Origin of the sequence: Pseudoalteromonas sp. 3J6 (assembly GCF_903995135.1) — a bacterium.
Classification (GTDB): domain Bacteria; phylum Pseudomonadota; class Gammaproteobacteria; order Enterobacterales; family Alteromonadaceae; genus Pseudoalteromonas.
On the sequence record NZ_LR877185.1, the window covers coordinates 2,803,609 to 2,824,640 of the forward strand.

General features: G+C 40.3%; 19 protein-coding genes. 12 read left to right on the top strand and 7 right to left on the bottom strand.

Translation table 11 applies throughout. The features are described from left to right. Nucleotides 1–109: 109 nt before the first annotated feature. Genes P3J6_RS12635 through P3J6_RS12655 form a run of 5 tightly spaced genes read left to right on the top strand, consistent with a single transcriptional unit; the run spans nucleotide 110 to nucleotide 5,146 of the window. Nucleotides 110–922, top strand: coding sequence for a hypothetical protein (locus P3J6_RS12635; protein ID WP_198523203.1), 813 nt, complete (start codon nucleotides 110–112; stop codon nucleotides 920–922). Further along, nucleotides 923–1,963, top strand: coding sequence for an ABC transporter substrate-binding protein (locus P3J6_RS12640; protein WP_198523204.1), 1,041 nt, complete (start codon nucleotides 923–925; stop codon nucleotides 1,961–1,963). Beyond that, nucleotides 1,963–3,462, top strand: coding sequence for an ABC transporter permease (locus P3J6_RS12645; RefSeq protein WP_198523205.1), 1,500 nt, complete (start codon nucleotides 1,963–1,965; stop codon nucleotides 3,460–3,462). The genes P3J6_RS12640 and P3J6_RS12645 overlap by 1 nt, the downstream gene beginning before the upstream one ends. 13 nt (nucleotides 3,463–3,475) lie before the next feature. Continuing rightward, nucleotides 3,476–4,486, top strand: coding sequence for an ABC transporter ATP-binding protein (locus tag P3J6_RS12650; protein WP_198523206.1), 1,011 nt, complete (start codon nucleotides 3,476–3,478; stop codon nucleotides 4,484–4,486). Between the two features lie 30 nt (nucleotides 4,487–4,516). Further along, nucleotides 4,517–5,146 carry a Vat family streptogramin A O-acetyltransferase gene (locus tag P3J6_RS12655; RefSeq protein ID WP_198523207.1) on the top strand — a complete coding sequence of 210 codons (630 nt, stop codon included), beginning with the start codon at nucleotides 4,517–4,519 and terminating at the stop codon, nucleotides 5,144–5,146. A gap of 3 nt (nucleotides 5,147–5,149) precedes the next feature. Here P3J6_RS12655 and P3J6_RS12660 read toward each other — a convergent pair whose 3' ends face one another. Further along, a complete protein-coding gene (locus P3J6_RS12660) occupies nucleotides 5,150–5,584 on the bottom strand; it encodes an ATP-binding protein (RefSeq protein ID WP_198523208.1) in 435 nt (144 codons plus the stop codon). A gap of 286 nt (nucleotides 5,585–5,870) precedes the next feature. Between P3J6_RS12660 and asnS the strand changes: the two genes are divergently transcribed. Further along, on the top strand, nucleotides 5,871–7,268 hold the full coding sequence (gene asnS, locus P3J6_RS12665; protein WP_008113822.1) for an asparagine--tRNA ligase: 1,398 nt from the start codon (nucleotides 5,871–5,873) through the stop codon (nucleotides 7,266–7,268). A gap of 126 nt (nucleotides 7,269–7,394) precedes the next feature. Here asnS and P3J6_RS12670 read toward each other — a convergent pair whose 3' ends face one another. The 3 genes from P3J6_RS12670 to P3J6_RS12680 all read right to left on the bottom strand — a co-directional run bounded on the left by P3J6_RS12670 (nucleotide 7,395) and on the right by P3J6_RS12680 (nucleotide 10,336). Beyond that, nucleotides 7,395–8,474: an acyltransferase family protein gene (locus P3J6_RS12670; protein ID WP_198523209.1), complete on the bottom strand. Its 1,080-nt coding sequence runs from the start codon at nucleotides 8,472–8,474 to the stop codon at nucleotides 7,395–7,397. A gap of 185 nt (nucleotides 8,475–8,659) precedes the next feature. Then, entirely contained in the window at nucleotides 8,660–9,586 is a 927-nt protein-coding gene (locus P3J6_RS12675; protein WP_198523210.1) for an electron transfer flavoprotein subunit alpha/FixB family protein, read from the bottom strand. Next, nucleotides 9,587–10,336 (bottom strand): electron transfer flavoprotein subunit beta/FixA family protein, encoded by a 750-nt coding sequence (locus P3J6_RS12680; protein WP_008113816.1) that lies wholly within the window; start codon nucleotides 10,334–10,336, stop codon nucleotides 9,587–9,589. It abuts the gene before it with no gap. 220 nt (nucleotides 10,337–10,556) lie between these two features. Between P3J6_RS12680 and P3J6_RS12685 the strand changes: the two genes are divergently transcribed. The 5 genes from P3J6_RS12685 (at nucleotide 10,557) to P3J6_RS12705 (ending at nucleotide 16,306) form a co-directional block, all read left to right on the top strand. Further along, nucleotides 10,557–12,203 (top strand): electron transfer flavoprotein-ubiquinone oxidoreductase, encoded by a 1,647-nt coding sequence (locus P3J6_RS12685; RefSeq protein WP_109874612.1) that lies wholly within the window; start codon nucleotides 10,557–10,559, stop codon nucleotides 12,201–12,203. A gap of 101 nt (nucleotides 12,204–12,304) precedes the next feature. Further along, on the top strand, nucleotides 12,305–12,769 hold the full coding sequence (locus P3J6_RS12690; RefSeq protein ID WP_008113812.1) for an acyl-CoA thioesterase: 465 nt from the start codon (nucleotides 12,305–12,307) through the stop codon (nucleotides 12,767–12,769). Between the two features lie 245 nt (nucleotides 12,770–13,014). After that, nucleotides 13,015–13,584: an outer membrane beta-barrel protein gene (locus P3J6_RS12695; protein ID WP_054200983.1), complete on the top strand. Its 570-nt coding sequence runs from the start codon at nucleotides 13,015–13,017 to the stop codon at nucleotides 13,582–13,584. 163 nt (nucleotides 13,585–13,747) lie between these two features. Beyond that, nucleotides 13,748–14,452, top strand: a complete 705-nt coding sequence (tsaA, locus tag P3J6_RS12700) for a tRNA (N6-threonylcarbamoyladenosine(37)-N6)-methyltransferase TrmO (RefSeq protein ID WP_055012102.1) — start codon at nucleotides 13,748–13,750, stop codon at nucleotides 14,450–14,452. A gap of 129 nt (nucleotides 14,453–14,581) precedes the next feature. After that, entirely contained in the window at nucleotides 14,582–16,306 is a 1,725-nt protein-coding gene (locus P3J6_RS12705) for a proline--tRNA ligase (RefSeq protein ID WP_138595003.1), read from the top strand. A 191-nt stretch (nucleotides 16,307–16,497) separates the two neighbouring features. Here P3J6_RS12705 and P3J6_RS12710 read toward each other — a convergent pair whose 3' ends face one another. Genes P3J6_RS12710 through P3J6_RS12720 form a run of 3 tightly spaced genes read right to left on the bottom strand, consistent with a single transcriptional unit; the run spans nucleotide 16,498 to nucleotide 19,296 of the window. Further along, on the bottom strand, nucleotides 16,498–17,706 hold the full coding sequence (locus P3J6_RS12710) for an ABC transporter permease (RefSeq protein WP_138606120.1): 1,209 nt from the start codon (nucleotides 17,704–17,706) through the stop codon (nucleotides 16,498–16,500). Further along, nucleotides 17,699–18,487: an ABC transporter ATP-binding protein gene (locus tag P3J6_RS12715; RefSeq protein WP_075169185.1), complete on the bottom strand. Its 789-nt coding sequence runs from the start codon at nucleotides 18,485–18,487 to the stop codon at nucleotides 17,699–17,701. The genes P3J6_RS12710 and P3J6_RS12715 overlap by 8 nt, the downstream gene beginning before the upstream one ends. Next, nucleotides 18,484–19,296, bottom strand: a complete 813-nt coding sequence (locus P3J6_RS12720; protein WP_198523211.1) for a DUF3025 domain-containing protein — start codon at nucleotides 19,294–19,296, stop codon at nucleotides 18,484–18,486. Before P3J6_RS12720 ends, P3J6_RS12715 begins: the two co-directional genes overlap by 4 nt. 107 nt (nucleotides 19,297–19,403) lie before the next feature. Between P3J6_RS12720 and P3J6_RS12725 the strand changes: the two genes are divergently transcribed. Beyond that, nucleotides 19,404–21,029: a M28 family metallopeptidase gene (locus P3J6_RS12725; RefSeq protein WP_198523212.1), complete on the top strand. Its 1,626-nt coding sequence runs from the start codon at nucleotides 19,404–19,406 to the stop codon at nucleotides 21,027–21,029. Nucleotides 21,030–21,032 lie beyond the last annotated feature (3 nt).

The window sequence follows — 21,032 nt, forward strand, 5'->3', positions numbered from 1 at the left end:
AAGTTTAGTAAATTTAACCCTTTGGCTTGATTTAGTGTGTTGATCTAAGGGATGTTTAGGGATATGATAATGACTATCATTTACAATAACATTTATGGACTCACTTGCTATGAAAATATTACTTAAGCCTGCCAAGACATTAAGTGCAACTTTTTTACTCGCTTCTGCGATTTTTGCACAACCGGCACTTGCTAACGGCCCAATTGGTGAGCATGTTAATCACCTTCAAGCTAATTTAAAAACCTACAACGAAGACGTTGAGTGGATGGTTTCAAAGGTTGATACCCTAGTAAGCGATTACGAGAAAAAAGGCGCTAAAGCAGTTAATACTGATGACTTAATTGAGTACTGGGAATCGGTTAAATTTCACAGCGCCATAGAAACAAATTATGTCCCTGTGTATGCCTCTATTTGGCAAGGTTTGTATGGCATAAAAATGGCTATTGATAACAAAAAGCCAGCCTCAGAAGTACGTTTGCAGCAACAAGCAATGAACAATGCTTTATGGCAAGGCCTAGGCGCAGTTAAGCTAGCGGCTCAGTTTCAACAAAAAGGGTTATTAAAAAGCGTTAAAGCCACAGCAACAAAAGAAATGACGCAAAGCGCGACCATTGATGAAATTAAACACAAATTAGACCGAGTGGTCGCTAAATACGCAGAGCGTTTAACCGATGAAGCAACCAGCATAGTTCACGATACTTACCTGCATTTATTTGAAGGTGTAGAAGGCACACTCATTGAGCAAGACGCTGACTTAGTAGAAGTACTTGAAAAAGACTTTAACGTAACCCTACCGCAAACTATTTCAGCTAATAAAACAGTAGACCAAGTACGTGACGTGGTTGTTGATATGCAAACTAAGTTAACCCGTGCACAAGCGCTAATTGAAAAAGCTGAAAAAGCCCGTAAGGATGTATTTTAAGTGGAACGCAGAACCTTTATTCAAGGCTTAGCTGCGTTAGGGATAGCTGGCGCTTTGCCGCTATCGCTTTCACGTGCGTTTGCCGCTGATATTGCCAACCCCGTGTCGGTAGATACATTACCTAAACTTAAAGGCGCATTGACCCTTTATTTAGGGCGTGGTGAAGGTGGCTTATACGAAAATGTTTTACAAGCCATTCAAAAAAAGAACCCGGATTTAGACCTTGCTATTCGACGCGGCCCAACTGCGGCATTGGCTAATACAATTGTTGCCGAAGCTAAAGCGGGTGTTAAACGTGCTGACTTATTTTGGGCTGTCGACTCGGGCGCTATTGGTTTAGTCACCGATGCTGGGCTTGCTAAACCTATGCCTAGTGATTTATCTGCACAGCTACAGCCACAGTTTAGATACGATGAGTGGGCACCTATAACTGGTCGTATACGTACTTTGCCTTTTAATACTGAGCGTTTAACCAAAGAGCAAATTCCAACAAGCATTATGGAAATAGCCGACAGTGATTTAAGTATTGGTTGGGCACCAGCTTATGCTTCTTTTCAATCGTTTGTTACCGCAATGCGAATTTTAGAAGGCGATGATAAAACTGCTAAATGGCTTAAAAAAGTGCAAAAACGCTCAAAAACCTACGCTGGCGAACTCGGTGTAGTAATGGGCGTTGAACGTGGTGAAGTAGATATTGGTTTTGCTAATCACTACTACACGTTACGTTTGAAGTCTGGTAAGCCCGACGCTAAACTCGATCTTGCATTTACAGAGCAAGATGCCGGTTGTTTAGTGAATGCCTCCGGTATTTTATCGCTATCTGACGACCCACTAGCAACTAACTTTATGCGCTATTTACTCAGCGTTGAAGTACAGAGTTATTTAGCGAGCGAAGCGTATGAAATTCCGCTAGTAAATGACATAAAGCAACCTGATGGCTTGCCTAAATTAACCAGTATTTCGCCACCTAAAATAGACTTAACCCAGTTGGCTGACTTACGTCCAACTATTGACTTAATGCGCAGCAGCGGCGTTTTATAATGCGAATACCACCATCTTATCCTATGGCGCTGCTTGCAGCGCTTGTTACCCTTACCCCTATTTTTGTTTTAATAACGCTTGCCAGTGACGCAAGCTCTTTTTTTGATAGCCATAATTTAACCATTTTAGGCAATACCCTGTCGTTAATGGGCTTAACTGTATTAGGCTCAATTTTAATTGGTGTGCCACTGGCGTTTATTAGCGCTTATGTGCAGCTGCCATTTAAAAAGTTTTGGTTAGTAGTATTTGCCGCCCCTTTAGCTATACCAAGTTATATTGGTGCATTTACGCTTTATGCTGCATTTGGCCCTGGTGGTGAAATACATAACTTACTTGGTTTTGAAACCCCTTCTATGTATGGCTTAACTGGCGCCGCCATTGTAATGACCTTGTATACCTTCCCGTTTGTAATGATGACAACCCGCTCTTCCTTACTCAGTCTTGATGCGAGCATGGTCAATGCAGCGCGTACATTGGGTATGTCGATGACACAAAGCGTGTTTAAAGTTATTTTGCCCCGTGTTGTAAATGGTATTGCTGCGGGCTCGTTACTCGTTGCCTTATATACGCTATCAGACTTTGGTACACCGGCAATGATGCGTCTAGATACCTTCACTCGTGTTATTTACGTAGAATATAACGCCTTTGAACTGAGCCGTGCTGCTATGTTGTCTATGCAGCTAATGGTAATTGTTGGCTTTTTACTAATGATTGAATCGCAAATTAAAACTGCGTCTGAACGCCAAGGCCGGCCCCTTATTTTATTCCCAAAAAAATGGCAATTAGGCGCAATGTTTGCCACCTTTGCACCAATTTTATTACTTGCTATTGGCTTACCACTCGCAGTATTTACACTTTGGCTAATGCGTGATGGTTTTAGTTCGTTTGATTTTAGTATTGCTTGGCACTCTACTTACGCTTCAGCCATTGCAGCTATTGTTACAGTTATTGTGGCTATTCCTTTAGCGCATGCAGCATTAACTGGAAAAGCAGGTAAAGTAATGGAACGCGTTACTTACTTTGGTTTTGGTATTCCGGGGATTGTTATGGGCACAGCGCTTGTGTATGGCGGCTTACAACTGCCATTTTTATATCAAACACTGGGCTTGTTGATCATTGCTTATATGCTACGTTTTTTACCGCTTGCGGTTGGCTCTGTGCGTACCAGCACCGAGCACCTTGATCCAAGCTTAGTAAAATCAGCCCGTGTGTTAGGCGCAAGCCCACGTGAAGCTTTCACACGTATTACTTTACCACTGACTATGCGTGGTATTATTGCAGGTGCTGCTTTAGTATTTTTAGAGTCGATGCGCGAATTAGAAGCCACACTTTTATTGGGTCCAACTGGTTTTGAAACCTTATCTACGTATTTATGGCGTGTTTACGAAGCTGGTTATTTTGGCCGCGCAGCAATACCTGGTTTATTGTTAGTGGTGATTTCGGCGGCGGCTTTAGCTATTATGATGTCTGGCGAGAAACGCAACCAGTTTGAACATTAAGGATTTTATATAAATGCTATCTGTAAGTCAGTTGTCTATAGATTATGGCAGTAATCGTGTTGTTAGTGACTTAAATTTCACTTTAGGTGAAAGCGAAATTTTAATGCTTGTTGGTCCAACAGGTTGTGGTAAAAGTACTATTTTACAAGCCCTAGCTGGGCTTTTACCAATTAGCGAGGGTGAAATTAAAGTTGCTAAATGGACTGCTACACCAAAGTATACTGTAGCCCCTGAAAAACGCAGTGTGGGTATGGTGTTTCAAGACTTTGCGTTGTTTCCCCATTTAACGGTTGAGCAAAATGTGTGTTTTAAACTAAAAGACACAAGCCCTGCTGATCATTGGATAAAGCTACTCGGTTTAGATGCGTTTAGACATAAAAAACCAGCGACACTTTCTGGGGGGCAAAAGCAACGCGTTGCATTAGCGCGCACCCTAGCCCACCAGCCAGACTTTGTATTACTTGATGAGCCACTATCAAACTTAGACGCGGCTTTAAAAGACATGCTACGTTGGGATATACGTAATGCACTTAAAGAAGCAGGCGTACCCGCTATTTGGGTAACGCACGATCAAGAAGAAGCACTTTCGGTGGGCGATCGCGTGGGTGTACTAAAAGGCGGAAAAATACAGCAAATTGATAGCCCAGAGCAATGCTTTAGTGCACCCAACAATCGCTTTGTAGCACGCTTTTTAGGTGAAGCTAGTTTTATAAAAGGAACGCTGAATAACGGCCAAGCACTTACCGATATTGGTAATGTTCCCGCTCATGGTGTTGACTGTGAAAACGGTGAGGTAGAGGTGTTACTTCGTCCAGATGATGTATTATTAGTACAAAGCAGTGTAGGAAATAATGGCGAAGTAATTTGGGTTCGCTTTGAAGGCGGCAGCAGATTATGCGCCATAAAACTAGCCTGTGGTACTGTGGTTACAAGTCGCGTGAGTCATGAAGTAGTGGTAAATCCTGGTGATAACGTACATGTATCGCTTAGTACCTCTCATCCACTGGCGGCATTTAAAAGCTAGCGCTTTATATATTCTACTTTGGAGGAAACTATGAACGGACCAAATCCAAACAATCCATCACCTATGGAAGGGTTTCCTCAAGTAGGTTATTTAAAAAACTTTATCACCTCTGCGAATATAGAGGTTGGTGATTATACCTATTACGACGACCCTGATGGCCCTGGAAACTTTGAAAAAAATGTACTTTACCATTTCGATTTTATCGGGGACCGTCTTATCATAGGTAAGTTTTGTGCGATAGCTAAAGACGTTACTTTTATAATGAATGGGGCTAATCATCAAACCTCCGGATTTTCTACCTATCCATTTTTTATATTTGGCAATGGCTGGGAAAAATCTGCACCTCAACAAGGTGATTTACCTTTTAAAGGTGATACTGAAATAGGTAATGATGTGTGGATAGGTTACAACGCTACTATTATGCCTGGGGTCAAAGTTGCTGATGGTGCCATTATAGCAAGTAAATCTGTGGTAACGTCTGATGTGCCCGCCTATAGCATTGTTGGCGGTAACCCTGCAAAATTGATAAAAAAGCGTTTTGATGATGCGACAATTAATAAACTTTTAGCAATTGCATGGTGGGACTGGAGCAGTGAAAAAATCACCGCTCATTTAGATGCCATTACACACTCTGATATAGACGTATTAGCTAAAATTTAATAATTACCACTCAAACATGTAAGCCATTTTACTAATCGTTTTTAACGGTATGTTATGGCTATTGCGTTTAGCGTATAAGTGTTGCATTGATTTATCTTTCACTTCGCCAACAATCACTTCTTTTACCTGATAGCCTAAAGCAATGGCTGCTTGTGAATAGGCAATAAATTCCCACTTTTTGATATTGGTGTTATCCACTATTACCAGTTCAATGCCTTGTGCTAAGGCATTAATAAAACGGGCCAAGTTTAAATTATGATATTGCGATAATTTAAACTTATCAAAATGGTACTCACCCTGCTCGTTAACAAAGAAATCATCTGTTGAGCAAATAAAATATTGGCTTTCATCTGCTCCGGAAAGTTCCTCGGCGAGATTTTGCGCATAATATGACTTACCACTGCCTGGTAGCCCTCGTAAAATAAAAACTTGTTTCATAGCATCCATTTTTTATTAATACGTCAATTCGGTTTATTTAGTAATAATGCCACAAATTGATGAAATTTCAGAGCAACAAATGGTAATAGTGGTTATTTAACTGCAAAAATTGGTTAAAAAAACAACGTACCACTAAAAACTTTTAAAGAGTTGCCCACAACAGTTTTTTTATTTTACTTTACTAGGTATTATACAAGGTTCAAGTGCAGTGACCTCAAATGCTAAAAAGCATGAGTAACGCACAGTTAATTTATATAGTTAGGCAACTTATATCATTGGAGTGAAGATGAGCCATTTAGCGATTTCAGAGCTATTAAAAGGCAATGTTGCGGTAGACAGCCAAGTAACCATTAAAGGCTGGATCCGTACACGCCGCGATTCAAAAGCAGGAATATCATTTTTAGCCGTTCATGACGGTTCGTGTTTTGATCCTATTCAAGCGGTAGTTCCTAATTCACTGAATAATTATGATGAAGTTACAAGCTTAACAGCAGGCTGTTCTGTGTCGGTTACCGGTGTATTAGTACAATCAGCAGGACAAGGTCAATCTTTCGAAATTCAAGCTAACTCAGTGACTGTGTTGGGTTGGGTTGAAAACCCAGACACCTACCCAATGTCGGCTAAACGCCACAGCATTGAGTATTTACGCGAACACGCTCACCTTCGCCCTCGCACTAATATGATTGGCGCAGTAACACGTGTACGTAACTGTTTAGCACAAGCAATCCACCGCTTTTACCATGAGCAAGGGTTTTACTGGATCAGCACGCCAATTATTACTGCAAGTGACTGTGAAGGCGCAGGTGAGATGTTCCGCGTATCAACGCTTGATATGCAAAATCTGCCAATGACAGACAAAGGCGAGATTGATTACAGCGAAGACTTTTTTGGTAAAGAAGCCTTTCTAACGGTATCTGGCCAACTTAATGGTGAAACGTACGCTTCAGCAATGTCAAAAATTTACACCTTTGGCCCAACGTTCCGTGCAGAAAACTCTAATACTTCACGCCACCTTGCTGAATTTTGGATGGTAGAGCCAGAAGTTGCGTTTGCTGATTTAGAAGACATCGCAAAACTGGCTGAAAACATGCTTAAGTACGTGTTTAAAGCCGTATTGGAAGAACGCCGTGACGACATGGAATTTTTCGCATTACGTGTTGAAAAAACAGCCATTAGCCGTTTAGAAGAATTTGTTGAAAAAGACTTTGCCCAAGTTGACTACACCGACGCTGTAGAGATTTTAAAAGCGTGTGGCAAGAAATTTGAGTACGACGTTGAATGGGGTGTAGATTTACAGTCTGAGCACGAGCGCTACCTAGCTGAAGAACACTTTAAAGCACCGGTTGTTATTAAAAACTACCCGCGTGATATTAAAGCATTCTACATGCGCCAAAACGAAGACGGCAAAACTGTTGCTGCTATGGACGTAGTAGCACCAGGTATTGGTGAGATCATTGGTGGTTCACAACGTGAAGAGCGTCTTGATGTATTAGATGCACGCCTTGAAGAGATGGGCTTAAACAAAGAAGACTACAGCTGGTACCGCGATCTACGTAAATACGGTAGCGTGCCACACTCTGGCTTTGGTTTAGGGTTTGAGCGCTTAGTTGCTTATGTTACCGGTATGGGTAACGTACGTGATGTAATTGCGTTCCCACGTACTAAAGGCAGCGCAACTTACTAAGCTAAGCTTTGTAACGTTAAATAAAAAAACCAACCCGCGGGTTGGTTTTTTATTGTCTGATATATTAATTTGCATAAATACTTGAACAATTTGCCTCCCGCTTAGGGAAGCAAATTGTTATAAATACTAAATCTTTATAAATATTTTTCGTTTATAAAGCATATTCGAAATTACCCAAAAGCCAATAACATGCAATAAAGCAAAGGTGAACGATGCCAATTTAGCGCTCATAACTAAGGCGAGTTGCTGATACATCCAATCCCCTAAGTTTAGCTCTCCACTATTAATCAGTGAATAGCTCAGTACCCACACAGCCGATAATACATATATAAACAGTGGGTTTGATCCATACACAATTAATGGATTAACAAGACGCTCAGGTTTAACAATGTCACAAAGCCAAACAAAAAATGCCAACACAAAACAAGCAATCCCGGATGTGTAAATAACAAAGCTACTGGTCCAAAGTGATTTATTAATTGGCATAACCATTGAGGTTAATTGCCCGATAACAACTGCAACTACACCAATAACTAATAAACGCTTAATGCTTGTCCACTGGCTACTTGTGCTCGTTAACAGGCGGGTCACTTCAAAACCAAACAAGATACTCACCACAGAGGGTAACGTACTGATCAGCCCTTCTGGATCAAATGCTAGCCCTTTGCCTTGCCATAAATGCGACTCACCTAGTACGGCAATATCAACCGCTCTAACTAGGTTATTTTCGAGTGTATAAGCGTTTTCAGCGCCAACGCTTAACAGTAATAACCAATAAGCAACTAAGATAATAACCGATAGCGTTAACACCCCTCGCCTATTTAAAAACAACACACAGATAGACGCTAAAATATAGGCTATCCCTATACGTTGCAGTACACCTAATATTCTCAAGTTTTCAATATTGGTAGTAAAGGGATAAATATTTAAAGCTAGACCAATGGCAAATATAATTGCTCCACGTTTAACTAGTCTTAATACTTGGCTAGCAATGGCTGCACTGTTCGTTTTTTTGAACGAAAAAAACATCGCAGAGCCAATAATAAACATAAAAAACGGAAAAATTACATCCGTAGGGGTACAGCCATGCCAATCTGCATGAAGTAAAGGGGCATACACATGGGACCACGATCCCGGAGTGTTTACCAGTATCATTAACGCTATGGTTAGCCCACGCATAGCATCAAGTGCTTTATACCTTGTCATTTTGGCTCCTATTTAATAATTTGTATTTCTACAAATGACAACGCTGTCACTTTGTAGTAAAAAAACTTAAATCGCAAGTAATTTAGATAAGTGGAGTTGTTGAATTAAAAAAGCCGCAGAATCAATAATGAAACGGCGGCTTTAAATCAGAATTTGTTACTTTAGGAGCGGTTTATTGCTGTCCTTTATAGTGCTTGCTCTAACTGTGGTAAAACATCAAATAAGTCAGCAACTAAACCGTAATCAGCTACTTGGAATATTGGCGCATCAGGGTCTTTATTAATGGCAACAATAACTTTTGAATCTTTCATACCCGCAAGATGCTGAATGGCACCACTAATACCCACAGCAATATATAAATTAGGCGCGACAATTTTACCTGTTTGCCCTACTTGCATATCGTTAGGCACAAAGCCCGCGTCAACCGCTGCACGTGATGCACCAATAGCGGCACCGAGTTTATCGGCAATGCCATTTAATAATGCAAAATTTTCACCATTTTGCATACCACGACCACCCGAAATAACCACATCTGCAGCCGTTAGCTCTGGACGCTCTGATTCAGTTTGTTCAACACTAACAAAACTGCTTAACTGTGAATCAGAGACTGCATCTACAGCGGTTACATTAGCTGGAGCTTGCTCGCCTTGTAAATCAAAGCTACTTGCACGTACTGTGATCACTTTTTTACTATCGAGCGATTTAACCGTTGCAATAGCATTACCCGCGTAAATTGGGCGCTTAAATGTATCTGCGTCAATTACGTCAATAATTTCTGAAATTTGCGCTACATCTAATAATGCGGCAACACGCGGCATAAAGTTTTTACCTGTAGTAGTTGCACTTGCCACAATATGGCTGTAACTATCTGCAAGTGATAACACTAAATCTGTCATACTTTCAGCAAGTTGATGCTCATAAACTGTATTATCAGCAAGTAAAACATTCGCAACACCCTCAATGCTCGCGAGTGACTCACTCATGGCACCTAAGTTTAAGCCCGCTAATAATACATCAACATCAAAGCCTAATTTTTTAGCGGCATTAATCGTTTTTGAGGTTTCTGGTTTTAAGGCACCGTTATCGTGCTCTGCAATTACAAGAGTTTTCATTTAAATCACCTTTGCCTCTGTTTTAAGTTTTTCTACAAGCTGTGCAACATCTTCAACAATAATCCCGCCGCTACGTTTTGCAGGCTCTTCTACACTGACCAATTCAATACGCGGGGCTAAATCTACACCTAGCGAATCAGCCGCAATAACTTCTAACGGCTTACGTTTGGCTTTCATAATATTAGGTAGCGACGCATAACGAGGCTCATTTAAACGTAAATCGGTGGTGACTATTGCGGGTAAATTAAGTGCAACGGTTTGTAAACCGCCATCAACTTCACGAGTAACATTTACTTTGCCATTTTCAATAACCACTTTAGAAGCAAACGTACCTTGACCACGGTTAGTCAGCGCCGCTAGCATTTGACCTGTTTGATTATTATCAGAATCGATTGACTGTTTTCCTAAAATAACCAGTTCAGGCGATTCTTGTTCAACTACTTTGGCAAGCAATTTTGCTATATGTAAAGACTCTAAATTTTCTTCTGTTTCAACATGAATCGCTTTATCTGCGCCCAAAGCCAGTGCTGTGCGTAATTGTTCTTGAGATGCTTTAGCGCCAATAGTAACAACAACTACTTCGGTTGCAGTACCCGCTTCTTTTAAACGAATCGCTTCTTCCACAGCAATTTCACAAAATGGGTTCATGGCCATTTTTACGTTAGTTAAATCAACACCGCTGTTGTCAGGTTTAACGCGAGCTTTTACGTTGTAGTCGATCACTCTTTTTATTGGTACGAGAACTTTCATAGGGACTCCATAATTATTTAAACCTATAAGCTAACGTCTACGTCAACCTATTTATTTTATGAAATCAGACTACTTCCTGTTGACGTAAACGTCAACCTAAAATAACCTTAAACTATTCACAACCTGTAACGATTAATTTGCATAACAAAGAAACAGGTTGCTTAGCTTACTTTTTGCCAAATAATGCAAAGGTGAGTCCGTCATAGATAAAGAGGTTATTATGATTGAACGCGAAACCATGGAATTTGATGTTGTAGTTGTAGGGGCAGGTCCTGCGGGGCTTTCAACAGCAATTAAACTCGCGCAGCAAGCACAAGAAAAACAACAAGAGTGCATGATATGTGTAGTTGAAAAAGGCTCAGAAGTTGGCGCACATGTATTATCAGGTGCAGTTTTTGAAACCAAAGCACTTGACGAATTACTGCCAAATTGGCAAGAACTCGGCGCTCCTGTTTCGACTAAAGTGGTAAATGATGAGATTTACTGGTTTAACAACGAACATAAAGCAACCTCAATTCCTCACTTTGCTACACCAAATACATTTCATAACAAAGGTAACTACATTGTTTCTATGGGTAATGTATGTCGCTGGTTAGCAGAGCAAGCGGAAAACCTTGGAGTAGAAATATTTCCAGGCTTTAGTGCGCATTCAGTCATTATTGAAGATGATGTTGTAAAAGGCATCATTACTGGCGATATGGGTGTAGATAAAAATGGCAATGAAAAAGACGGTTACATGCCAGGTATGGAGCTACGCGCTAAGTACACAGTATTTGCTGAGGGCTGTCGCGGTCATTTAGGTAAGCAACTGATCAATCAGTTTGCTTTAGACGATGAAAGTTCACCACAGCATTATGGTTTAGGTTTTAAAGAAATTTGGCAAGTTGATGAATCTAAACATCAATTGGGTAAAGTTGTACACGGAACCGGTTGGCCATTAAGCGGTGACACTGGCGGTGGCGCCTTTATGTATCACAGCGAAAACAACCAAGTGGTTGTGGGGTTAATTGTTGATTTAAATTACTCTAACCCACACTTAAGCCCGTTTGATGAATTTCAACGATTAAAACATCACCCTATTTTCAAAAATACACTTGAAGGTGGAGAACGCATTGCCTATGGCGCACGTGCCATTGCAAAAGGCGGTTTACATTCATTACCAAAAATGCACTTCCCAGGTGGTTTATTAGTAGGTTGTGATGCTGGCACGCTTAATTTTGCAAAAATTAAAGGCAATCATACGGCTATGAAGTCAGGCATGATAGCCGCTGAGGTCATTTTTAATGCGCTACAGAACGATTTAGCTAATAATGATTTAACCCAGTACACCGCTGAGTTTAAAAAGTCATGGGCGTATAAAGAGCTGTATCAGTCTCGTAATTTTGGCCCTGCTATGCATACCTTAGGTAAATTTGCAGGCGGCGCATATAACACGCTTGATCAGAATATATTTAAGGGTGCCCTACCGTTTAGCTTTAAAGATAACGTACCTGACCATGCAACTTTAAAAGACGCTAACCAAGCTGAAAAAATTAACTATCCTAAGCCTGATGGCAAACTCAGTTTTGATAAGCTTTCTTCGGTATTTTTATCTAATACTAATCATGAAGAATCGCAGCCGTGTCACTTAAAACTAAAAGATGCATCAATTCCGATTAACGTTAACTTAGTTAAATTTGACGAGCCCGCTCAGCGCTATTGCCCTGCCGGCGTTTACGAAGTACAAGAAGTAGAAGGCGAGCAATCCTTTGTGATCAACGCGCAAAACTGCGTGCATTGTAAAACCTGTGATATTAAAGATCCGAGCCAAAATATTACCTGGGTAACTCCCGAAGGTGCTGGTGGCCCTAACTATCCCAATATGTAACAACCTTTCTATAGAAATTATAAACTTATCCTAAATTGCAGGGGCTTCGGTCCCTTTTTTGCGCTATGCTGTTAAGTAATATGAATGAATGAGAGTGTGTTATGGCGTCGTCGAGTGTAATTTTTCGTTTTTTAGCAGAGCCAACCGATGTAAATTTTGGTGGTAAGGTGCATGGCGGTGTGGTCATGAAGTGGATTGACCAAGCGGGTTATGCCTGTGCTGCGGGCTGGAGCGGCCACTACTGTGTAACGGTATCGGTTGCAGGCGTTAAGTTTAGCCGCCCTATCTTAGTTGGCCAAATTGTTGAGGTTGAAGCAAAAATTGCACACACCGGCAAAACCAGCATGCAAATTTTTATTCAAGTTCGCTGTGGCGACCCGAAAACGCAAAACCTAGTTGAAACCAATCACTGTGTTATTAGCTTTGTTGCTATGGATGAAACGGGTTACCCTGTGGCGGTACCAGAATTTAAATCGGTTACCGATGAAGACAAAAAACTTGAGAACTACGCAATTAAAATGAAGCAAATAGCCATTGAAACAGAAAACTTATTAGATAAAGTTTAATTTAGTTGCTTTTATAGGTATGTAGAAACTACAACAACTTGTAAAAGCTACAATTTTTAATTTTTATGGATTAACTGCACGCTGAACACCTGATTGTTTTGCGTGCCAAAAAAAACAAAACAGCTCAACAAACACACATAAAGGCCAAATATTATGCGAAATAATACTTGGCACGCTCACTGCAATTAGTAAATCGACGTTTGATGAAATAATTCATCGATATTACTTTTTAAAGGAGCTATATAATGATTAAAACACTTTCTCTTTCTGCACTTGCTTTAGCAACACTGGGTTTTAATTCAGCGGCACAAGCTGATGTTACCGACATGGACTCTCCGCGTATTTACACTGGTATTGGTTATGGCCAATATTCATTTCAGTTTGAAGATAGCGAAAACGACACCGACTTTGATGACGACGCGCAAATGTTAAAAGGTTACATTGGTACCCAATTTAATGAACATTTAAGTCTTGAGCTTGCCTATCTAAATTTTGATGAAGTGAGTGATATAGACAGCAAAGCTGAAATTGATGGCGTATCGTTAGCAGCACGTTTTGCAGCGCCGATCACTGAAGACTTTTCTGTTTATGCAAAAGGTGGTTGGTTTGAATGGGATGCAGACGTTACTCAAGAGCTACCGGTTGGCAGCATCAGCGCATCTCAAGATGGCGGCGACGTGTTTTACGGTGCAGGTATTGAATATGCATTTACAACCAATATGCAAGTGCGTTTAGAGTATGAGCGTTATGAATTAGAAGATGATATTGATCCAGAAATGGATGTTGCGTCAGTATCATTCCAATACATGTTTTAATAAAAGCTTAATTGTTAAAACATTAGGTAAGGCTATTTTTAGCCTTACCTTTTTAATTTTACATTTAAACCAATCAGTCTATAACTCCTCTCCTAATTAAGCTAATGCCAGCAACATTAATAACAGGTAGAATAACGCTCTATTTTTTCTATAACCGAGCATTATGAGCGATTATCAAATTTCGGCTATTGGCCATATTCAATCTCCGTATAAACAAAAATTTGCCATTCCTAGGCAACCTAGATTAGTACCCGAGGCTAAAGCCAAACTGATTTTTGCCAAAGAATTTAATCGTGAAGAGTTTGTTCGCGGATTAGATGAATTTAGCCATATTTGGCTGTTATTTCGTTTTCATGAAACTGCTGATAAAGGCTATTCAGCAATGGTGCGCCCGCCGCGCCTTGGCGGTAATGAGCGTAAAGGCGTATTTGCTACTCGTGCTACTTTTCGTCCAAATGCCATTGGCATGAGTGCAGTAAAGTTAGAGGGAATTGAGTATACAAACGGCCAGTTGGCGTTATTGCTCGCCGGTATTGATTTACTTGATGGCACACCCATCGTAGATATAAAACCTTATTTACCCTATTCAGACTCATTACCCGATGCAAGCGCTGGATTTGCCGATACGCGCCCAGAGACTCAAATGAGTGTTGAGTTTAGCCAACAGGCTATAGAATTTATAAATAAACAAAGTCACTATCCTGAGCTACAAGCGTTTATTAGTAATGTGCTAAAACAAGATCCGCGCCCTGCCTACAAAAAGCAAAAACAAGGCGTGCAAAGCTATGGTATGAATTTGTATGAATACAATATTACTTGGCAAGTGACTGATTCTCATCATCTGGTTACTCATATTGAGCTCAGTTAAGCTAACTTTAAAGCCCTGCTATGGCTATAAAATTCGATAAAAAATCACTTAGCGCTTTAGTGTCAATGCAACCGCTGGTAAACTGAGCGCCTTAATTAAAAGAACATATCACTCTATTTCGGAAAAAACATGCGTACTAGTCAATATATACTCGCTACACTTAAAGAAACGCCATCCGATGCGGAAATTGTCTCGCATCAATTAATGCTTAGAGCCGGAATGATCCGTCGCGTCGCTTCGGGTTTATACACTTGGCTTCCCTCTGGCTTACGTGTGCTAAGAAAAGTAGAAAACATAGTACGCGAAGAAATGGATAAAGCCGGCGCAATTGAAATGCTTATGCCTGTTATTCAGCCTGCTGATTTATGGGAAGAGTCTGGCCGCTGGAGTGAGTTTGGTCCTGAGTTAATGCGCTTTACCGACCGTCATAATCGTGAATTTGCCATGGGCCCTACCCATGAAGAAGTGATCACCGATTTTGTTCGTAAAGAAATTAACAGCTACAAACAACTACCAATTACTTTGTACCAAGTACAAACTAAAGTACGTGACGAACGTCGCCCACGTTTTGGTGTTATGCGTGCCCGTGAATTTACTATGAAAGATGCCTACTCATTCCATTTAACCGATGAATGTTTAGATGCAACGTATCAAGTAATGCACAAAGCCTACTGTAATATTTTTGAACGTTTAGGCTTAGATTACCGCCCAGTAATTGCAGATACAGGCTCTATTGGCGGTAGTGTATCGCATGAGTTCCATGTACTTGCAGAATCTGGCGAAGATGCCATTGCTTTTAGTGATGCCAGCGACTACGCCGCTAATATTGAAAAAGCCGAAGCATTAGCGCCAACTGAAGCTCGCCCACAAGCAAGCAAAGAGTTAAAAGCATTCCCAACGCCTGATGCTAAAACAATTAATGAGCTTAAAAAACACTATGGCGTAAAACCCCATCGCGGTGTTAAAACATTAGTGGTTTATGGTACTCCTAATGAAGACGGCGTACGCGGGCTTGTTGCATTAGTACTGCGTGGCGATCACGAACTTAATGAACTCAAAGCTGAAAAGCACCCATTGGTTGATTCTCCACTTGAAATGGCAACCGAAGCAGATATTGTTGCTGCCATTGGCGCAAAACCAGGCTCTTTAGGCCCAGTTGGCTTGAACATGCCTATTATTGTAGATAGAACAGCGGATGTAATGGCTGATTTTGTAGCCGGTGCCAATAATGATGATGAGCACTTTAGCGGTATTAACTGGGATCGCGACGTAACAAACTACGAAGTTGCTGATATCCGTAATATTGTAGAAGGCGATCCTAGCCCGTGTGGTCAAGGCACGTTACAAATTAAGCGCGGTATTGAAGTGGGTCATATTTTCCAGCTAGGTACTAAGTACTCAGAAGCATTAAAAGCAGGTGTACTAAGCGAGTCAGGTAAAAACCAAATAATGACTATGGGCTGTTATGGAATTGGTGTATCACGTATTGTTGCTGCAGCTATTGAGCAAAATAACGATCAATACGGTATTACATGGCCTAAAGCTATAGCTCCTTTCGATTTAGCAATTGTGCCAATGAATATGCATAAATCGCATCGAATTCCTGATATTGCTAATAACCTATATCAAGGTTTAAAAGATGCAGGCCTAGATGTGCTATTTGATGACCGTAAAGAGCGCCCTGGTGTTATGTTTAACGACATGGAATTACTTGGTGTACCTTACACACTTGTCATTGGTGAGCGTAACCTTGATGAGAATAAGGTAGAACTTAAAAACCGTCGCACCGGTGAAAAACTTATGATAGATATTGATAGCGCAATTGAAACTATTAAAGCGCAATTTAAATCATAAATAGTAATCTCATTAAAAAACCGCTGTATGATTTTTTCATACAGCGGTTTTTTATTAATAGCTTATAAACCAAGGTTCGCTTATCTAGTTCTAGATAAACACTAAACCTAAGCATATAGCACTCTCTCTTAATGATAATTTATAAAAAAGGTCGCTGTGCGACCTTTTTTTATACTTTGCAATTAAAATGGTTATCTAAACAACACGTCTTCGCGGTTAAACCATTTAACACAAAATGCTAGTAGCGCACCAGCTATCAGTGCCGTAGCCAAAAATATCAATCCCACCAGCGTGTAATCGACTGTGCCTTTAATAATTTCTTTAATCGCTAAGGCGACGTTAGTAACCGGAATAAAGGCTGTTTTAGTAGTAAGTTCCATATTAGGCATAACAGAAATAACAATTGGGAAAAACACCACTATACTTAACGGCGTCATGTAATTTTGTGCTTCTTTAAACGAACGTGCATAAATTGATATAGCCAATGCTAATGAAGAAAAAATGGCTGCAACTGGCAATAGTAATACAAAAATCATTAGCAAGTCTGTAATGCCTAAAGTGCTAAACGCAGCTTTAATAAACTCTAGATCAGCAAATGCGAGTGCTAAGGCTATCCACCCACCCATACTAATCACCGTAATAGTAGTTGATGCGATTGAAGTAGTGAGTAGAGTAATAAATTTACCCAATACGAGCTCGGTACGAGTAATTGGTGTAAGTAGTAAGGTTTCTAACGTGCCACGTTCTTTTTCACCAGCGCCTAAATCAATTGCTGGGTAACTTGCCCCCATTAGCACTAACGGAATAAGTAAATAAGGTAAAAGCCCACCCATCTTTTCACCTAAGTTTTCACGTTTGTCTGCAGTATCAACTTTAACCACATTAATAGGCTTTAAAATAGATTGTTGTGCGCTTTTATCGATACCAAAGCTCAATAGTTTACTTTCTTGAAGTGTATCGCTGTACTCTTTAGCAAGCTCTTTTACTCGCTCAAATAAAAAGTTAATTGATTTTGAATCATTAAATACAACTTGCCATTCACTTTGCTTTTTATCATCTAATGTTTGCACTGCATCGCTTGGTAAGTATATGCCCATGTCGATATCACCAGCAGTTACGCCTGCTTTTAGCTCCTCAACACTATTGAAGGTTTTATCGCCTTTATATAACTCAAAGCTTTTATGATAAAACACTTTATCAGTAAATTCTGGAGCAAAGTCGCCATTGATAATTGCATAGGTATTTACCTTTTGCTCTGCATCAAGCGCAGCTTGCGAAGAGATAAACGCAACCACAGCAAATAACAACGGAAAAACCACAATCGGAAATACCACCACGAATAACAAGGTTTTTTTATCGCGTAGCAGCTCTGTTAATTCCTTTTTAAAAACTTCAAACATCTTGCTTCTCCGTTAATATGTTCATAAACGCTTGGTTTAATTCTTCGCTGTTACCCGCTTGTTTAAATTCAGCGAGCGTTCCATCAAAACAACTTACACCTTCATTAATAACCGCTACACGGTCACATAAAAGCGCAACTTCATCTAAATGGTGCGTAGAAAAAATAACAGGAGTGCCTTGTGCTTTTAAGCCTTTAATAAAATTAATTACTGTTTGCGTGGTCATAATATCAAGCCCGGTAGTTGGCTCATCAAGAATAACAACGTCTGGGTGATGCACCACAGCACGCGCTATATTGGCTTTTTGTTTCATACCGGTTGATAAGTTTTCAGCGCGCTTATCAATAAATTTATGCATATCGAGTAAGGTAAATAACTCTTCACAACGTGCCTTGATCGCTTGCTTACTCATGCCATGTAGCTTTGCAAAATATTCGATATTTTCTTTTACCGTTAAACGGCCATATAAACCAGTAGAGCCAGACAAAAACCCAATAGATTTACGCCCAATGAGTGGCTTTTTAATTATGTCATTTCCAGCAATAGTAATACTGCCATCATCCGGTTTTAATGCGGTTGAAATCATTCTTAAGGTGGTGGTTTTACCCGCACCATTAGGGCCCAGTAGCCCCAGCACTTCGCCTTTAGCACAGCTAAAGCTGACATTTTTAACAGAGTGAAAAAAGTCTTTATCTTCGCGTGGGTCTACTTCATCTATTTTATTTTTTTTATGATCTTTGGTGAGCTTAAACTTCTTCTTAAGCGCGGTGACTTCTATCATTTTCGTGTCCTTCGTTTCGGTCTAAAATAGTCCGTATTGTCGTAAAATGATGAATTGTTATTCTCCTCAAACCAACCAGGAACACCTAATAAAGGTAAAGGTGAAAGCTGTTTATTATCGGCTAAACAATCATCATTTTTAATCATCTCATAAAGTCGCTGATCTAGGTACTGGTACTGAGTTACTAAATCTTTACAAAATATTTCATCGGGTACATTCACAAATAATGCTTTTCCTGTGAGCCCAATATAAGGTTTGGTCAACATTTCGTAATTAGCGTGGCCAAACATGAATGGCGCTATAGTTTTACCCCACTGCTCTCTATGCATTATAAATGCTGTTTTCCATTGGTGGTCTCTTAAGCATGCTTTCCAATTTGAATCACTAATAGCTAAAACTACGCCACACTCGTCAAACAGGGTTAATGCGTTACGATGTTTACTGCGTTGTTTTAAACCATGCACTGCTATTTCATCTACATGACGCTGATTGATTAGAGCTTTTGTTTTTGGGAATAAACACCAAATAAAACCACCAAACAGATCATGCCAATTTTGCTGGCGAGTAGGTACTTCCCCAGTTTCAAAAATAACTTGTTCATAATAGCGCTCAGCAAAGTCAACCTTTGCATCATCGATAAAACGAACGGGGAGATTATTTGCGTTTATGGCATTTAAGTACGGGGCAAAATACGCAGGTTCTGGCCAGTCTGTTTGTTGATGAATTTTAAACAGCTGACGTAAGTGAGCAAATGCCCCTGTGTTTAGGCTCGTTACTTGGAATTGTTCTGGGGGAGTAAAACGCTTCATTGTTACCTTTACTGTACATTTTTATCCGTGACAGTTTACCGCAAAAACTGGTTCTAATTAACAGAAGTTAATATACTAGGGCCACTTAGAACAAAAAAAGAGCCAATATGAAACGTTATTTTTCTTTGACCTTAATCACAACAGCGATTCTAGCGGGTTGTGCAACAACAAGTATCACTTCTGACGATGTCGCGAAAGGCTATAACAGCATTCAAGCCGATGAAATTGCTAAGCATGTAAAAGTGTTAGCCTCTGATGAGTTTGGTGGTCGTGCTCCTTCATCTGAAGGTGAAAAGCTTACGCTTGACTACTTAACAAAAGAATTTACTGCATTGGGCTTTGAACCGGGTAACGGTGATAGTTTTTTCCAAGAAGTCCCGCTTGTATCATTAGAAGCAGACTCTGACATGGTGCTTAATATTGGCGGTAAAGACTACCAATACAAAAAAGACATGGTAATGGGTAGTAGCCGTATAAGTGCGCAAGAAGGGATTGAAAATTCAGAGCTGGTATTTGTCGGCTACGGTGTTAACGCACCTGAATATAATTGGAATGATTACGAAGGCCTAGATGTTAAGGGTAAAACCGTCGTGATGCTGGTAAATGATCCTGGTTTTGCAACTAAAGACCCTGATTTATTTACCGGTGATGCCATGACCTATTACGGGCGCTGGACTTATAAATACGAAGAAGCAAGCCGTCAAGGTGCAGCGGGCGCTATTATCATTCATGAAACGGCTCCTGCTTCTTACCCTTGGTCAGTGGTTGAGAACTCGTGGAGTGGCGAGCAGTTTGGTTTTGTAAAAGATAATAACAACATGGATCGTGTTGCTGTTGAAGGTTGGGTTACTGTTGATGTAGCAAAAGAGCTATTTACTAAAGCAGGCCTTGATTTTGATACTGCTAAAGCAGAAGCAGCTAAAGGCGCTTACCATGTAGATATGGGCGATTTAGCTGCCACTGTGAATGTAAAAAATACCATCAAAAAATCGGTATCTTATAACTTTATTGCCACTCTTCCTGGTAGCAAAACGCCAGATGAGCATATTATTTACTCTGCGCATTGGGATCATTTAGGAACGGATAAAAATCGTAAAGGCGATCAAATTTATAATGGTGCCCACGATAATGCGACAGGTACAGCCGGTATGATCGAAGTGGCTGAAGCCTTTACTAAACTAGGTAAACGCCCTGACCGCTCTATGACCTTTTTAGCGGTAACCGCTGAAGAACAAGGTTTGCTTGGCTCAAAATATTACGCCGCTAACCCGGTTATTCCGGCAAATAAAACCGTTGCTAATATTAATATGGATAGCTTAAACCTATTAGGAAAAGTAAAAGATATTAGTGTGGTGGGTATTGGTAAATCGCAAATGGATAAACTATTAGCTACTGCTGCAAAAGAGCAAGGCAGAACAGTATCAGGCGACCCTAAGCCATCTTCAGGTGGGTACTACCGCTCTGATCACTTTGCCTTTGCCAATATGGGCGTACCTGCTATGTATGCTGGTGGTGGTTCAGAAGCGTTTGATGAAGAAACGGCTAATTACCGCAAGCGTATGAGCTTGGTATTGCGCGGTTGCTACCACCAGCCTTGTGATAGATATCGTGATGAGTGGGATTTATCAGGTGCGGTTCAAGATTTACAACTATTTTATAAAGTAGGTTTTGATATTTCACAGCAAACTCAATGGCCTACTTGGAATGAAAACTCAGAGTTTCAACGTAAATAAGCG